This is a genomic window from Streptomyces sp. ALI-76-A, from assembly GCF_030287445.1.
Classification (GTDB): Bacteria; Actinomycetota; Actinomycetes; order Streptomycetales; family Streptomycetaceae; genus Streptomyces.
The window spans coordinates 7,110,283-7,125,715 of record NZ_JASVWB010000002.1 but is presented as its reverse complement, the minus strand read 5'-3'; the positions used below and the strand labels follow the sequence as shown (position 1 = coordinate 7,125,715).

The following is a 15,433-nucleotide window of genomic DNA, read 5'->3' as shown; positions in this document are numbered from 1 at the left end:
CGTCTCCCGGATGCCTAGGCCGTGCGCAGGAAGCGGTCGAGGACACGGACGCCGAAGTGCAGCGCCTCGACGGGCACCCGCTCGTCGACGCCGTGGAAGAGGGCCTGGTGGTCGAAGCCCTCAGGGAGCTTCAGCGGGGTGAAGCCGTAGCCGGTGATCCCGAGGCGGGAGAACTGCTTGGCGTCGGTGCCGCCGGACATGCAGTACGGCACCACGTGTCCCCCGGGCGCGAACTCCTCGACGGCGGCCCGCATCCGGGCGTACGTCGCCGAGTCCACCGGTGCCTGGAGGGCGACTTCCCGGTGCTCGAACTCCCACGTCACGTCAGGTCCGGTGAGGTCGTCGAGGGTGGCGCGGAACTCGGCTTCGGCGCCGAAGAGCCAGCGCCCGTCGACATACGCGACGGCCTCCCCGGGAATCACATTGATCTTGTAACCGGCGTCCAGCATGGTCGGGTTGGCGCTGTTGCGGACGGTCGCCTCGACGAGCCGCGCCGCCGGGCCGAGCTTGTCGAGCAGCGCGTCCACGTCGTCGAGGCCGGTCTCGACGCCGTGCAGCGCGGCGAGTTCGGTGAGCGCGGCGCGCACGGTCGGGGTGAGCCGGAGCGGCCACTCGTGCTCGCCGATCCGGGTGATCGCGGCGGCGAGCCGGGTCACGGCGTTCTCCCGGTTCACCTTGGAGCCGTGGCCGGCCCGCCCGCGCGCGGTGAGCTTCAGCCAGGCGGTGCCGCGCTCGCCGGCCGCGATCGGGTACAGCTCCCGCCCGCTCCCGTCGTGGAAGGTGAACGCCCCCGACTCGCCGACGGCCTCCGTGCAGCCCTCGAACAGCCCGGGGTGCTCGTCGGCGAGGAATCCGGAGCCGTCCTCGGCGCTGGCCTCCTCGTCGGCGGTGAACGCGACGACGAGGTCCCGCCGGGGCCGTACGCCCTCCCGCGCCCAGGCGCGGACGACGGCGAGGATCATCGCGTCCATGTTCTTCATGTCGACCGCGCCCCGGCCCCACACGACCCCGTCGCGGATCTCCCCGGAGAAGGGATGCACGCTCCAGTCCCGGGCCTCGGCGGGCACCACGTCCAGGTGACCGTGGACGAGCAGGGCGTCCGCCGACGGGTCGGTGCCCTCGACGCGGGCGACGACGTTCGTCCGGCCCGGGGTGCGTTCCAGGAGGACGGGGTCCAGGCCCGCCCCGGCGAGCCGTTCGGCGGCGTACTCGGCGGCGGGGCGCTCCCGGCAGTCGCCGCCGCCGCGGTTGGTGGTGTCGAGGCGGATGAGGCCGGAGGTGAACTCGACGGCCTCGTCCAGGGCCTGCTGGTCAGCCATACTGCTCCTCCACGGCGGCCGAGACGATCGTGGTCACCGCCTTGAACGTGCGGATCCCCTCGTACATGGTGTCGCTGGTGTACGCCACCTTCCGCTCCCCGGCGCGGACCACACCGGGCACGACGGTGGCGGCCATCGCCAGGTGCTCGGCGTCGAACTCCAGCGCCACACTGAACGGTCCACCCTGCACCGGTTTCTGACGGATCGCCAGGGACGCGGCCGCCTTGGCGGCGGCCCGGATGTCGGCGGCGGTCCTGGCCGGCGTACGGCACACGGCCGCATAGCGCGACACATGGTCCTTGACGGCGACCTTCAGCGCCTCGGGGGCGTAGCCGAGCGCGTCCTCGCAGGCCACGTCGTCACCGGTGACCAGCACGACGGGCACCCCGTACTCGGCGACGACATGGGCGTTGAGCAGCCCCTCGCTCGCCCGTACGCCGTTCAGCCACACGCCGGTGACGGAGTTGGCGAGGTAGGTGTGCGCGAGGACGCCCTCCGCGCCGGCGCCCGCGTGGTAACCGACGAAGGCGATGCCGTCCACGTCACCGTGCTGCACGCCCTCCACCATGGACAGTGACTTGTGACGGCCGGTGAGCATCTGGGCCCGCTCGTCGAGCTGTTCGAGGAGCAGGTTGCGCATGGACGAGTGGGCCTCGTTGATCAGGACGTCGTCGGCGCCACCGTCGAAGAACCCGAGGACGGCGGCGTTGACGTCCGAGGTGAACATCGAGCGGCACCGCTCCCACTGCGGGGTCCCCGGCAGCACGTCGGCCGGCCAGGTCACCCCGGTGGCGCCCTCCATGTCGGCGCTGATCAGGATCTTCATGCTCCGTCACGTTACGCGCCACGGGCGGAACGGGCCAGGAAGCGCGGGCGCCCATGCCGGTCCCGGGAGCCGGGTGGGGCACCGTCCGGTGGCGCCGGGTGACTCCGCCGCGTGATGCGGGTGACTCGCCCCCTGGGGCCGATCGGGGCCCCTTTCCTTGGAGCCGGGCCTCACTCTCCTTGAGCCGGGCCTCACTTCCCGTGGAGCCGGGCCTCACTTCCCGTGGACGCGGTCGACGGGATGTCGATCACCAGCGGGGTGCGCGGCCCGAAGCTCAGCAGGACCCCGTCCTCCAGGGTGACGACCCGCCGGTCCGCCCCGGCCGGGGTCTCGCGGATGCCCGGGATGCCGACGAGTCCGTCGACGCCGCCGACCGACTCCAGGCCCCTGTCCATCATCAGGATCACATCGGGCTGGGCCGCGACCAGGGCCTCGCTGGTGAGGGGCGTGAACGGCTTGTCGAGGCCGGCCCGGACCCCGGCGTCCACCGCGCCCGCCGCCGCGAGCAGCGAGTCGGCGCCCGATCCCCTGCCGCCCATCAGGTAGACGGCCGCGCTGCCGCGCATGTACAGGAACGCCACCTTGGGCTCGCTGCCGTCCGGCACGGCCGCCCGGGCCGCCGCGAGTTCCTTGTCGAAGCGGGCGTTGAGGGCCCGGCCCGCCTCCGGCACCCCGAGGGCCTCGGCGACGCGGGTGGTGCGGACGGGCACGTCGGACAGCTCGGTGGCCGGGTCGAGGACGACCACCGGGACGCCCGCGTCCCGGATCTGGTCGATGGCCTCCGCGGACCGGTGTCGGTGTCGGCGAGCACCACGCTCGGGCGGCTCCGCCTCCGGCGAGACCTCCGGCTCGGCGACCGGTTCCGGCACCGGCGGCTCGGACACCGGCACCTCGACGGCCGGCGGCAGCCTCGCCTCCACCGGCGTCACGGTGCTCTCCGTCGCCGCGCTCGCCGCCGCCCTGCTGGGCGCGGGATGGGTGGCCTACCGCCGCGGCCGCACGGCCGGCTGACAACCCCCCCTGACGGCGGGTCTCCCCCGGCCCGGAGGGCGGCCCGCCGTCAGCGCGGGATCACAGGGATACCGCGACGGCGTCGTACGTGGTCTCGGGCGTCGGTGCCGTCGTGAAACGGGCGTTGACCAGGTACAGCCGGTCGCCGAAGCGGGCGGCCGTGGTCGGTACGTCGAAGCGCGGGTCGGTGACGGTCCCGCGCAGGGTCGCCGTGGTGGCCGTCCTGTCGAGGTCCCAGACACTGACCAGGTTCAGCCGGTTCTGCACGACGTACAGCGTGCGGCCGATGCGCCACAGGCCGTCGCCGTTGACGACGGTGTCCTGGCCGACCAGCGTGATCCTGGTGGCGTACCCCGTCCTGAGGTTCACGTTGTACAGCTCGCCCGGTGTGCTCTTGACGACGATCAGCCCGCGGCCGTCGGGGGTGCCGACGATGCCGTTGGCGTTGATGACGTCGGGCAACTGCGTCCAGTCACCGGTGAGCGGCAGGGCGTGGACGGCGCCGTCCCGGCCGCCCCGCGGGACGCCGTGGAGCACCGCGTCGCGCGAGTCGGTGAACCAGGCGCGGTCGCCGAGCAGGGTGACGTCGTTGATGAAGTGACCGGTGGCCGGAGTCAGTCGGTAGGTGGCGAGGAGCTCGCCGGAGCGGGAGTCGTGGACCCGGCCGACTCCGGTGTTCCCGGCGACGTACAGCAGGCCCGCGCGGTCGTCGACCTTCAGGCCGACCGAGATCAGGCCGGTGCCGCCCGCGAAGAGGACCCTGCCCTCGCCGGTGCGCAGGTCGGCCCGGTAGATGGCGCCGTTGGCCCGCGATCCCAGGTAGGCGTACGGCTTGCTGCCGATGGCGATGCCCTCGGGGAGCCAGCCGTTGGGGAGCGGGAACCCGGTCGGCCAGGCGGCGTTCGGGGTCGCGCTCGCCGTACCGGCGCCGACCGTCGCGGCCAGGGCGGCCAGGGTCGCGCCACCGAGCACGGCACGCCGGGTCGGGCGGGGGTGGGTCGGGGTCATGGTGGAGACCTCCAGGGCAGGGGTTCGCCGACAAACACGACAACAACTACGCTGACACTGCCGCTTGTTGGCAACGCACCGGCGCCCTCGAGGGTTCCCCGCGGTCCCGGCCGCCCCCCGGGTCACGCTGTGCGGCCCGCCATCAGCCACCTCGACGGCAGTTCGATCCTGGTGCCGTCGGGCCGGTACTCCGTGGTGGTGAGGGGCAGTTCACCGCCCGCCAGGACGGTCAGTCCGGCGGCGTCCAGGTAACCGGGGACCGCGTCGTCGGCGACCTCGCCGGGGGTGAGACCGTGCCGGAAGACGGGCGCCAGCTTGGGCGGCGGTCCCGCCGCGCTCCGCGCCAGGTCCAGCAGGACGGGCTTGGCGGACTCGGACAGCTCGACGAGGAACGCCCGGCCGCGCTCCCCGACGAGCGCGGCGATCCCGTCGACCAGCGGCTGCCGGTCCTCCGGGGCGGCCTGGTGCAGCACGCCCCGCATGTAGACGTTGGCGTCACCGAGTTCCGCGTGCAGGGTCCGGGCGGCGTCCTTCTCGGCGGCGTCCAGCAGCCGGTACGACGCCTGCTCCGCCGGATCCGCGCGCCGGGCGTGGTCCAGGGCGGCGGCGGAGATGTCGGCGCCGATCACGTGCGGGAAGCGGTCGGCGAGGAAGCGTGTCTGGGTGCCGTTGCCGCAGCCGAGGTCCACCATCGGCAGGTTGTGATCGGCCAGGTGGGGTTCGAACAGGGCGAGGTGGGCGCCGGCGGTGAGGATCGGCTCCGCGTCCCAGAACACGGCCCCCTGCTCGTCCGGGGCCTCACGCCAGAAGCCCTCCCAGGCCTCCCGGTACCGACTCGTCACGCTCATCACCACTCCCCAGGGTGCGACGGCCGCCCCTCAAGTGACGGGCCAGTACGGTGTATCGCGCCCCGGTCGCCGTCACAAGCGCGCGGCGCGTTCCTGCACGGCCCGTTCGACACGCGTACGCCCTCGTGCGCCCCCGCGCCCGCGGCCGGATCAGCGCGGCGGCAGTGTCAGTTCGAACCAGACGGTCTTGCCGGCCTTCGTCCGGCTGGTGCCCCACTCACGCGCGAGGGTGCTGACCACCCGCAGCCCGCGCCCGTACTCGTCACCGGGCCCGGCGCTCAGCAGCGTCGGCAGGTCGTGGTCGTCGTCGTCCACTTCGCACAGCAGGGTGTCGCCGCGCACCAGGCGCAGGTCGACGGGCCGGTGATGGGAGTGCCGTAGGGCGTTGGTGACCAGTTCGCCGACCATGAGCGCGGCGGGATCGGCCAGCCTCGCGAGCCCCCACACCTGGAGCTGCTCGCGGACCGCCGCGCGGGCCCGCCCGGCCTCGGCCGGGTCGAGGGGCAGCCGCCACTCGGCGACGTCGTCGGGGGCGATGCCGTTGAGCCGTGCCATCAGCAGGGCCACGTCGTCCTTGCGCCCACCGCGCGTGTTCAGGGCGCGGATGACGGTGTCGCAGGCGTCGTCCATGGAGGCGGCCGGGTGCGCGGCGGACTCGCAGAGCGTGGCGAGCCCCACGCCGATGTCCTCGCCGCGCATCTCCACCAGGCCGTCGGTGCACATCACCAGCCGGTCGCCGGGCTCCACCCGCAGGCGCACCGCCTCGAAGGGCACCCCGCCGACACCGATGGGCGCGCCCGTGGGCAGGTCGAGCAGTTCGGCTGCCCCGTCCCGGGCCCGCACCAGGACGGGCGGGATGTGCCCGGCGTTGGCGAGGCACAGTTCACCCGCGATCGGGTCGTAGACGGCGTAGAGGCAGGTCGCGAGGTAGCTGTCGCCGAGGCGCTGGGCCAGGTCGTCGAGGTTGCGCAGCAGTTGGGCGGGTGGCAGGTCGAGGGCGGCCATGGTCTGGACGGCCGTCCGCAACTGGCCCATCATGGCCGCCGAGTTGAGGCCGTGGCCCATGACGTCGCCGACCACCAGGGCGGTGCGCGCGCCGGGCAGCTTCACCGAGTCGAACCAGTCGCCGCCGATCCGGCCGAGGAGGGTGCCGGGCAGATAGCGGGTGGCGATGTCGCAGCCCGCCATGTGCGGCGGGATGTGCGGCAGCATGCTGTCCTGGAGGGTCTCGGCGACGGACTCCTGGTAGGTGTACATGCGCGCGTTGTCGAGCACCAGGCCCGCGCGGGCGGCGAGTTCGGCGCCGGTGACCCGGTCCATGTCGTTGAACTCGACGCGCTCCGGGTGACGCAGCAGGATCATGAAGCCGAGGACGACGTCGCGGGCCTTCAGCGGCACGACCAGCATGGAGCGGCCGGTGATGAGGGGCCGGATGTCCCGCTTCTCGAACTGCGCGGCGATCGCGTGCCCCAGCTCCTCGCTGATGCGGGGCACGAGGACGGGTTGTCCGGTGGTCATGCACTGGAAGAACGGCGTGTGCGCCGGGAACGGCATGGCCTCGCCGACCGGTACGACGTCGTCCCAGCGGCCGGGTTCGTCGGTGTGCTCGACGGCGACCCGGTGCCACAGCGTGGTGGTGTCCGGCACGCCCTCGGGGAAGCCCTCGCCGGCGACGACCTGCTCCCGCAGGTAGGTGCCGGCCACGTCGGTGAAGCGGGGCACGACGGCCTTGCTGACCTCGCCGACGGTGCGGGCCAGGTCGAGCGAGGTGCCGATGCGCCCGCTGACCTCGTTGAGGAACTCCAGACGTTCGCGTACGGCGGTGTACTCCAGGTCCTCGCCCTCGTCGGCCAGGTCCTGCGGCGGGGGTTCGCCGGCTGCGGCGGCGCGCGCCGCCCGTTCCCGGCGGGCCTGGCGCTCGGTACGCCGGGCCACGCCCCAGTCGGGGGTCACGGGCACCCGGTCGTTGTGGCTGAACTCCAGAACCGGATAGCCGAGTTCGAGGACCTGGGCGACGATCCGGGCGCTCTCGCCGACGCTCATGCTGGGCAGGATCTCGGGAAGCCGGCGGGCGAGACCTTCGGCGCCGGGGAAGTCGGTGTGCAGGCCGAAGGCGGGCGCGATCCGCTCGGCGGTCACGGTCTCCTCGGGGCCGCCCCGGCGCAGCCCGCCCGCGTCCGCGGCGAGGACGAGCAGCCGCTCCGGTCCGGGACCGACCAACGGGTAGGCCCACCACAGGACGTCGACACGGCCGCTCCCCGGCACGGTGAGCCGGGCCCGGCCCGCGGCCGGGTACGCCAGCCGTCCGTCGAGGGAGGACTCCAGATCGGGCCCGAGGCCGTCGTAGGCAGCGTACGGACCGTGCGGGTCGCTCTCGTCCGGTTCGGGCAGCGCTCCGGAGACGGGCAGCAGATCGACCGCGGGCCGGCCGATCGCCTCCTCCTTGGCGAGGGCGAACAGGCGTCGGGCGCCGGTGCTCCAGTGGGACACCAGGCCGTGGCGGTCCACCACGACGACGGCCAACGGGATGCGGCCCGGCTCGGTGTCCCTGGTGCCGCTCCCCGTTCCCGGGCGGGAGGAAGTGTCCCTGTCGGTGCCACGGTCCATGGCCCAGGCCCTCTTTCCCCACGGCTCCGCGAGATCGGTACTGCCGTCTCCACCGTACGGCGCCGCCCGGTCACGATGTGCGGCAACCCGGGAATCAGCCGCACCGCGGCGCATCGGCCCACGCCCCCGCGCACCAGCCCTGAGCAGGGGCGACGGCGCCTTGGAGGCGGTCGCTGACGGGTTCTCAGTCCTCGTGTCCCAGGTGGAGATCGCGTGCGGTACGGCCGCCGCCCGTCACCTGGAGGACGGTGGCGACCGGCGGATAGCCGGCGGCGATGACGGTGTACTCGCCGGAGGCCAGGTCGACGAACCGGAAGGTTCCGTCCGGGCCGGTGGTGAGGGTGTCCACCACGTTGCCCGCCACGTCCAGCAGCGTCACGCGCGCGTCCTCGACGGTCCGTCCGCCGGTCGCCCGCACGGTGCCGCGCAGCACGGCACCGCCGGCGAGTTCGATGTCCTGACGGGTCTCCAGGGAGGCCTGGACGGTGACCGGGAGCGCGGCCGGGCGGAAGGCGGGCGCGCCGGCGGCGAGGGTGTACTCGCCCGCCACCAGCTCGGTGATGAGGTAGCCGCCCTCGCGGCCGCTGCGGGTGGTGGCGACCACCTCGCCGCGCACGTCGGTGAGGGTGACGGTGGCGTCCCGCACCGGGGTGCCGTCCGCGGTCAGCACGCTGCCCGCGAGGCGTCCGGCGCCGCCGAGGACGACGTCGATCTCGACGGGACGTTCGCCGACGGTCACGGAGACCGCCTGCGGCTGGTGCCCGCCGGCCGCGGCGATCAGGACGTACGATCCCGTGCCCGGCGTGGACAGCGCGTACCGGCCGTCGTCGCCGCTCGCGCCCCGCCCGATCTGCTGCCCGACGGCGTCGATCAGGGTGAGCGCCGCGCGGGGCACGACGGTGCCGTCGGGGTGCTGCACCGTGCCGCACACGGGGGCTCCGGTGGCGTGGGACGAACGGGCCCGCGGGACCGGGGCGTTCGCGGTCGCGGGCTCCTGTTCGGCAGCGTGCTGGGACACCAGCGGCTTCTCCCTGAGGAAGCAGGCGACGAGCAGGCCGAGGACGAGCACCGGCACGAGCAGGAGGAAGATCCGCGGCATGGTGTCGGCGTAGGCCCGGACGTAGTCGTCGCGCAGCGCCGGGGGCAGCGTGTGGACGAGCTGCGGGGTGAGGGACGCCGGATCGGGGAGCGAGGACGCCGCGCGCGCGGGGACGGTGTCGTGCGGGGCGTCGGTGATCCGGTCGGCGAGGAGGGTGCCGAACAGCGCGGCGCCGACGCTGCCGCCGATCTGCCGGAAGTAGTCGCCGGCGCTGGTGGCGGCGCCGAGGTCGGCGGGGCGCACCGAGTTCTGCACGGCGAGGACGAGGGCCGGCATCACCATGCCGATGCCTGCGCCGAGGACGGCCATCCAGACGCTGGAGTGCAGCCGGGGCGTATCGGCGTCGAGGCGGGAGAGCAGCCCCATGCCCACGACGCAGAGGGCGGCGCCGAGGACCACGTGGATCTTGTAGCGCCCGGTGCGGGTGATGAGCTGTCCGGAGAGGACGGACGCGCCGACGATGCCGCCCGTCATCGGCAGCATCAGCAGGCCGGACCCGGTGGCGGAGGCCCCCTCGACCATCTGTAGGTACGTCGGCAGGTAGCCGGCGGCACCGAACAGGGCAACACCGATCACGAGGCCCACCAGTGCGGTGACGTCGAAGACGGGGTCCCGGAACAGCCGGAGCGGGATGAGCGGTTCGGCGGCGAAGCGCTCGGCGGCGAGGAAGAGCACGGTGGCCGCCACCGCTCCGGCGCCGAGCCCGAGGACGACCGGTGAGTCCCAGGCGTACTCGGTGCCGCCCCAGCTGGTCAGCAGCACCAGGCAGGTGGAGGCGGCGGTGAGCAGCAGCGCGCCGAGGACGTCGAACCGCGCCTTCGCGGTCGGCTTCGGCAGTTTCAGCGCGACGGCGACGACGGCCAGCGTGACCAGGCCGAAGGGCACGTTGACGTAGAAGCACCACCGCCACGAGAGCTGGTCGGTGAAGTAGCCGCCCAGCGGCGGTCCGGCGACGGAGGCGAGTCCGAAGGCGGCACCGGTCAGGCCCAGGAGACGTCCGCGCTGCCGGGGCGGCACGATGTCCGCGACGATCGCCTGCACACCCGTCAGGAGCCCGCCCGCGCCGATGCCCTGGACCGCGCGGAAGGCGATCAGCTGGTCCATGGTCCGCGCGCGGCCCGCGAGGGCGGAGCCGACGACGAAGACGACGATCGCGAACTGGAAGACGCCCTTGCGGCCGTACAGGTCGCCGAGCTTGCCGTAGACCGGCAGGCCGATCGTGGCGGTGAGCAGGTAGGCGGTGATCGCCCAGGACATCCTGTCCAGGCCGTGCAGTTCGCCGACGATCTTCGGCAGCGCGGTGGCGACGATCATCTGCTCCAGCGCCGCCAGCAGCAGCGCGAGCATGAGCGCGAAGAAGACCAGCCGTACGCGGCGTGGGCTCAGTTCCGCGACCGGGTCCGGTGGTGCCGTGGGGGTCCGCGGGGGTGCCGCGGCCGGTTCGCCCTGTACCAGAGTGGTCCCGCCCACGTGCCGCTCCCCTCGTCGCGCTGCCGCACAATTCCCGCGTAAAGCGACAACTGTGAGCAAGCGCGACGAGTTACGGCGGGACGCCGGGGGGCACGGAGATCCACTCGAACCGGTGAGGGGGCCAACCTCCCGTCACGAGCCGCCCGTTGGCTCTACCGCTCGACCTCGGTGGCCAGCTTGTCCAGCACGGCGTCGTAGATGCGGCCGAGCCCCTTGGGCGCGAAGGTCTTCTCGAAGAAGCCGCCGATGCCGCCGGCACCCTGCCAGGTCGTGGTGACGACGACCCGGGACTTGCCCTCGCCGGCCGGGGTGACCCGCCAGGTGGTGACCATGGAGGAGTTGCGGTCCTTCTCGACGAGCTCGCCGTCGGTGGGCTCGGTGACCTCCAGAAGGCAGTCGCGCACCCGCTTGCTGGTGGCCTGGAGCTTCCAGTGGACGAGGGAGCCCTCGCCGTCGCCGCCCTCCCGCACCTCGTACTCGCTGAACTGCTCGGGCAGCAGTTTCCCGCGCGTGCCGGTGTAGTCGGCGAGGGCGTCGAACACCTTCTCCGCGTCCGCCGCGACGACTCGCTCCGTAGTGGCCTCGACCTGCGCCATTGACGTCCTCCAGGACCTGAGTTCTCGGGGGTGGGGGCAAGCCAACCACCCCGGTGCCCGGGCACCCAAATCGGGGTCCCGGAAGCGGTCGGAAACGGCCGTTGCACGATCATGCGAACGGGTGTTCTATTCTGGGGACAGTGCTACCGAGGAGGCCTCATGCGCTGGGAGAACCTCACGGACTCCGGCGACCACAGCCGGGCCGACGCCGCGTTGTTCGGCGCCGACGCGGTGATCACCCGTACCTTCGACACGCCCGAGTTCCGCGGGATCACCTTCCACGAGGTCCGTGCCCGGTCGATCATCAACCGGGTGCCGGCGGTCTCCCGGATGTCCTTCCAGTGGACGGTCAACCCCTACCGGGGCTGCACGCACGCGTGCGTGTACTGCTTCGCCCGCAAGACCCACAGCTACCTGGACCTCGACACCGGCCTCGGCTTCGACTCGCAGATCGTGGTCAAGACGAACGCGCCCGAGCTGCTGCGCCGCCAGCTCGGTTCCCCCCGCTGGCAGGGCGAGCACATCGCGATGGGCACGAACGTCGACTGCTACCAGCGCGCGGAGGGCCGCTACCGCCTGATGCCGGGCATCATCGGCGCGCTGCGCGACCACGCCAACCCCTTCTCGATCCTGACGAAGGGGACGCTGATCCTGCGCGACCTCGACCTGCTGGTCCAGGCCGCCGAGGTGACGGACGTCGGCATCTCGGTCTCGGTCGGCTTCACCGACCCGGAACTGTGGCGCACCGTGGAACCGGGCACGCCCGCCCCGGAGCGGCGCCTGGAGGTGGTACGGACGCTGGGCGAGCACGGCATCGAGTGCGGGGTGCTGATGGCGCCGGTGATCCCGTTCCTGGGCGACCAGCCGGCCCAGCTGCGGGACACCGTGCGGGCCGTCGCGGCCTCCGGGGCCACGTCGGTCACCCCGCTGGTGCTGCATCTGCGGCCCGGTGCCCGGGAGTGGTTCATGGCCTGGCTGGCCCGGGAGCACCCGCATCTGGTGCGCCGGTACGAGCGGCTGTACGCGGACGGCTCGTACGCCCCGAAGTGGTACCAGCGCCGGATCACCCGTCAGGTGCACGAGCTGGCCGAGGAGTACGGCATCGGTCCCACGCGCGCGGGGATGCCGCGCCGGGTCCGGGAGCCCGAGCCGGATCGACCCGATCTGCCCGAGCCGACCCAGCTTTCGCTGATCTGAGGTCATCCGAGCGCATACCCCTGCCCAATTGGGTCAAGACTTGGCAGATTCCGTTCTTCCGGGGGCGCTTTCCGGGACGATGCGGCGGGAACCGTGACCCCCGCGGTCCGCAGACCCTCCGTCCTGGGAGGACTCCATGAGAAAACGCGCAGCCGTGCTGTGCGCAGCCGCCGTCGTCATGGCCGGAACCTTCACGGCCGTCCCCGCCGACGCCAGCTCCCCGACCGTCCCGCCCACCGCCCGAGCCGCGAAGCTCAGCTGGAAGAAGTGCGGCACCACCGACTACCCGACGCTCCAGTGCGCGTCCCTGAAGGTCCCGCTCGACCACGCCGAGCCGGGCGGGAAGCAGATCACGCTCGCGTTGTCGCGCGTCCCGCACACCGCCAAGAAGTACCAGGGCCCGCTGCTGGTCAACCCGGGCGGCCCCGGCGGCAGTGGTCTGACGCTGGCGGGATTCGTCGCCTCCTCGCTGCCCGAGGCGGTCGCGGCCCAGTACGACGTCATCGGCTTCGACCCGCGCGGGGTGGGTGCGAGCAAGCCCGCCCTCGACTGCAGGCCTGGTCACTTCGACCCGGTGCGCCCCGACTCCCTGCCGAGCACGCCCGCGATCGAGAGGGCCAACCTCTCCCGCGCCAAGTCCTTCGCCGCCGCCTGCGGCAAGAAGTACGCGAGCGTGCTGCCGTACATCAACACGGTCAGCGCCGTACGGGACATGGACGCGATCCGCGCGGCACTGGGCGCCAAGAAGATCAACTACTTCGGTTACTCGTACGGCACCTACCTGGGCGCGGTCTACGGCAAGCTCTACCCGGAGCGGGTGCGGCGCCTGGTCCTGGACTCGATCGTCGACCCCACCGGCGTGTGGTACGACGACAACCTCGCCCAGGACTACGCCTTCAACGACCGCCACCGCGCGCTGATGTCCTGGATCGCCCGGCACGACGCCACGTACAGGCTCGGCACCGATCCGGAGAGGATCGAGGCCGAGTGGTACGCGATGCGGGCGGCGCTCGCCAAGAAGCCGGCCGAGGGGAAGGTGGGCGCCTCCGAGCTGGAGGACACGTTCATCCCGGGCGGCTACTACAACGGCTACTGGCCCTATCTGGCCGAGGCGTTCGCGGCGTACGTGAACGACAAGAACGCCGACCCGCTGGTCGAGGCGTACGAGGACTTCGCCGCCGTCGACCCTTCCGGCGACAACGGTTACAGCGTCTACACCTCGGTGCAGTGCCGTGACGCCTCCTGGCCGCGCGACTGGGACCAGTGGCGCGAGGACAACTGGGCGGTGTACGAGAAGGCGCCGTTCATGGCCTGGAACAACGCCTGGTACAACGCGCCCTGCGCGTTCTGGCCGGTCACGTCGCTGAAGCCGGTGAACGTCGCCAACGGCAAGCTGCCCCCGGCGCTGCTGTTCCAGGCGACCGGGGACGCGGCCACCCCGTACGAGGGCGGCGTCACGGCCCACCGGCTGCTCGCCCGCTCCAGCCTGGTCGTCGAGGAGGGCGGCGGGAACCACGGCATCACCCTCAGCGGGAACACCTGCCTGGACAGGCACCTGGCGCGGTACCTGTCCGACGGCACGGTGCCGCGCGGCCACGGCGAGGCCGACGCGGTCTGCCAGGCGCTGCCCGACCCCGAGCCGCTGAGCGCGGCGAAGACGGCTTCGGCCACGGCGCACGGTTCGACCCTGCACGGGCTGCTCGGCTTCCGGGGCTGACGGCCCCCCCGCACCGCGATCCCGTCGGGGGCGTTGTCAGACCCATGGTCCACGATGGACCCATGAGTGATCTGACCAGGATTCCCGCCCCCGACGGGGTCTTCCCCGCCGCCCAGTACAGTCACGTCGTCCTGGGCACCGGTCGCCTCGTGGCCGTCTCCGGCCAGCTCCCGCTGGACGCGGACGGCGGACTCGTCGGCGCGGGCGACCCGGCGGCGCAGGCCCGCCAGGTCTTCGAGAACCTCCGCCGCTGCCTGGCCGGCGCGGGAGCGACCTTCGACGACGTCCTCAGACTCACCTACTTCGTCACGGACATGGCCCACCTGCCCGCGATCCGCGCGGCCCGCGCCGCCCACATACCCGACGACCAGTTGCCGGCCGCCTCCGCGGTCCAGGTCGCCGCACTGGTCCGCCCGGAGTTTCTGATGGAGATCGAGGCGCTGGCGGTGGTGCCCGGATGACGGACCTCCGCGTCCGGGACATGACGCTCGCCGACTGCGGGCGGGTGGCGGAGATCCGCGTCGCGGGCTGGCGGAGCGTGTACCGGGGGCTGATGCCGCGGGCGCACCTCGACGCCATGGACGTGGCCGCGGATGCCGAGCGGCACCGCAGCCGCTTCACCCGGGGTGACGCCGGCGTGGTGGACCTGGTCGCCGAGCGGGCGGGCGAACTCGTCGGGTGGGCCTGCCACGGACCGTACCGGGACGGCGAAGTCCGCACCAGGGACGCGGAGTTGTACGCGATCTACGTGGATCCCGAGCGGTTCGGCGGCGGCATCGGCCACGCGCTCCTCGAGGAGTCGGTACGGCTGTGCGCCGCCGCCGGACACGCGCGCGTGCTCCTGTGGGTGATCGAGGGCAACAGCGGCGCCGGCGTTTCTACGAGCGGGCGGGTTTCCGCGCCGACGGCGCGCAGGAGGCCTTCGAGGTGGAGGGCGTGGCCGTGCCCGAGGTGCGGTACGCGAAGGATCTCGTCGGCCGACGGCTCACCGTTGCCTCGGGATCCGGGCCAGCGCGTGCACGGCGGCCTCGGCGAGCACCGGGTGGGCCAGCGCCTCGTTGAGGACCGGTGCGGCCCGGGTGTCCCCCAGGGCGCCGAGCCCCTCCACGCAGGCGAGGGCCACCCGCCGGTACGGGTCGTGCGGGCGCAGCCGCCGTCGCAGAGTGGTGATCAGCGCGGGCACGGCCTCGGGGGCGCGCAGGTCGACCAGGAGCCGGACCGGGTGCAGGGCGTAGGCGACGCGCAGTTCGTTGGTGGCGAGGGCGGCGGCGGCGCGGGCGGTGCGGGGGTCGCCGAGGCGGGCCAGGGCGTACGCCGCGGAGGCGCAGCGCGGCGGGTCGCGGTGGTTGAGGAACAGGACGAGGGGCTCGAAGGCCCGCCGGTCGCCCGCCAACCCGAGCCGGAACGCGGCCAGTTCCCTGGCCCACAGCGGCTGTCCCGGCTCCGTGAGCACGCCCGCCAGTTCGTCGGGGTCCTCGGTGGCCACGAGCCGGTCGTACGCGACCGACGACCCCGCCTCCTGCCGTAAGCGTTCCGTGAGTGATCGCAACTCGTCGTCCATGGACCCGAGATTAGGGGCCGCGCCGCGAGGCCGGGACGTCTCGCGCAAACTCGGGGCTGGCGCGCTCGTTACTCACCGGTTAAGCTCATACGAGCGAGTTACCCACTCGTAGATCTGTTTGATCTGTTCGCGGTGGCCTGGTGACGCAGCCACCGCGGAAGCAGTCGGTTCGGT

General features: G+C 72.9%; 11 protein-coding genes and 2 pseudogenes. 4 read left to right on the top strand and 9 right to left on the bottom strand.

Features of this window, described 5'->3' with window-relative positions:
• Window positions 1-14 precede the first annotated feature (14 nt).
• The 8 genes and pseudogenes from QQS16_RS32470 to QQS16_RS32435 all read right to left on the bottom strand — a co-directional run bounded on the left by QQS16_RS32470 (window position 15) and on the right by QQS16_RS32435 (window position 10,784).
• Window positions 15-1,319, bottom strand: coding sequence for a M20/M25/M40 family metallo-hydrolase (locus QQS16_RS32470; RefSeq protein WP_286065621.1), 1,305 nt, complete (start codon window positions 1,317-1,319; stop codon window positions 15-17).
• Window positions 1,312-2,145, bottom strand: a complete 834-nt coding sequence (locus QQS16_RS32465; protein WP_286065620.1) for a M55 family metallopeptidase — start codon at window positions 2,143-2,145, stop codon at window positions 1,312-1,314. Before QQS16_RS32465 ends, QQS16_RS32470 begins: the two co-directional genes overlap by 8 nt.
• Window positions 2,146-2,358: 213 nt before the next feature.
• Window positions 2,359-2,968: pseudogene (locus QQS16_RS32460) on the bottom strand (heme/hemin ABC transporter substrate-binding protein); the annotation flags it as partial.
• 248 nt (window positions 2,969-3,216) lie between these two features.
• Window positions 3,217-4,164: an SMP-30/gluconolactonase/LRE family protein gene (locus QQS16_RS32455; protein WP_286065619.1), complete on the bottom strand. Its 948-nt coding sequence runs from the start codon at window positions 4,162-4,164 to the stop codon at window positions 3,217-3,219.
• A 122-nt stretch (window positions 4,165-4,286) separates the two neighbouring features.
• Complete coding sequence (locus QQS16_RS32450; RefSeq protein WP_286065618.1) at window positions 4,287-5,012, bottom strand: class I SAM-dependent methyltransferase; 726 nt, start codon at window positions 5,010-5,012, stop codon at window positions 4,287-4,289.
• Window positions 5,013-5,162: 150 nt separating this feature from the next.
• Window positions 5,163-7,619 carry an ATP-binding SpoIIE family protein phosphatase gene (locus tag QQS16_RS32445; protein WP_286065617.1) on the bottom strand — a complete coding sequence of 819 codons (2,457 nt, stop codon included), beginning with the start codon at window positions 7,617-7,619 and terminating at the stop codon, window positions 5,163-5,165.
• A gap of 184 nt (window positions 7,620-7,803) precedes the next feature.
• A complete protein-coding gene (locus QQS16_RS32440) occupies window positions 7,804-10,188 on the bottom strand; it encodes an MFS transporter (RefSeq protein WP_286065616.1) in 2,385 nt (794 codons plus the stop codon).
• Between the two features lie 152 nt (window positions 10,189-10,340).
• On the bottom strand, window positions 10,341-10,784 hold the full coding sequence (locus tag QQS16_RS32435; protein WP_286065615.1) for an SRPBCC family protein: 444 nt from the start codon (window positions 10,782-10,784) through the stop codon (window positions 10,341-10,343).
• A 159-nt stretch (window positions 10,785-10,943) separates the two neighbouring features.
• Here QQS16_RS32435 and QQS16_RS32430 point away from each other — a divergent pair, with 159 nt between their 5' ends.
• From QQS16_RS32430 to QQS16_RS32415, 4 genes and pseudogenes are all read left to right on the top strand, one after another.
• Complete coding sequence (locus tag QQS16_RS32430; RefSeq protein ID WP_286065614.1) at window positions 10,944-11,981, top strand: Rv2578c family radical SAM protein; 1,038 nt, start codon at window positions 10,944-10,946, stop codon at window positions 11,979-11,981.
• Window positions 11,982-12,117: 136 nt separating this feature from the next.
• Window positions 12,118-13,698: an alpha/beta hydrolase gene (locus QQS16_RS32425; RefSeq protein WP_286065613.1), complete on the top strand. Its 1,581-nt coding sequence runs from the start codon at window positions 12,118-12,120 to the stop codon at window positions 13,696-13,698.
• A gap of 62 nt (window positions 13,699-13,760) precedes the next feature.
• Entirely contained in the window at window positions 13,761-14,159 is a 399-nt protein-coding gene (locus QQS16_RS32420; protein WP_286065612.1) for a RidA family protein, read from the top strand.
• A pseudogene (locus tag QQS16_RS32415) lies at window positions 14,156-14,673 on the top strand (GNAT family N-acetyltransferase); the annotation flags it as partial. The gene QQS16_RS32420 and the pseudogene QQS16_RS32415, both read left to right, overlap by 4 nt.
• A gap of 10 nt (window positions 14,674-14,683) precedes the next feature.
• On the opposite strand, the gene QQS16_RS32410 reads toward QQS16_RS32415, so the two are convergent.
• The gene (locus QQS16_RS32410; RefSeq protein ID WP_286065611.1) at window positions 14,684-15,259 is read right to left on the bottom strand and encodes an adenylosuccinate lyase; all 576 of its coding nucleotides are present in this window, start codon (window positions 15,257-15,259) and stop codon (window positions 14,684-14,686) included.
• Window positions 15,260-15,433 lie beyond the last annotated feature (174 nt).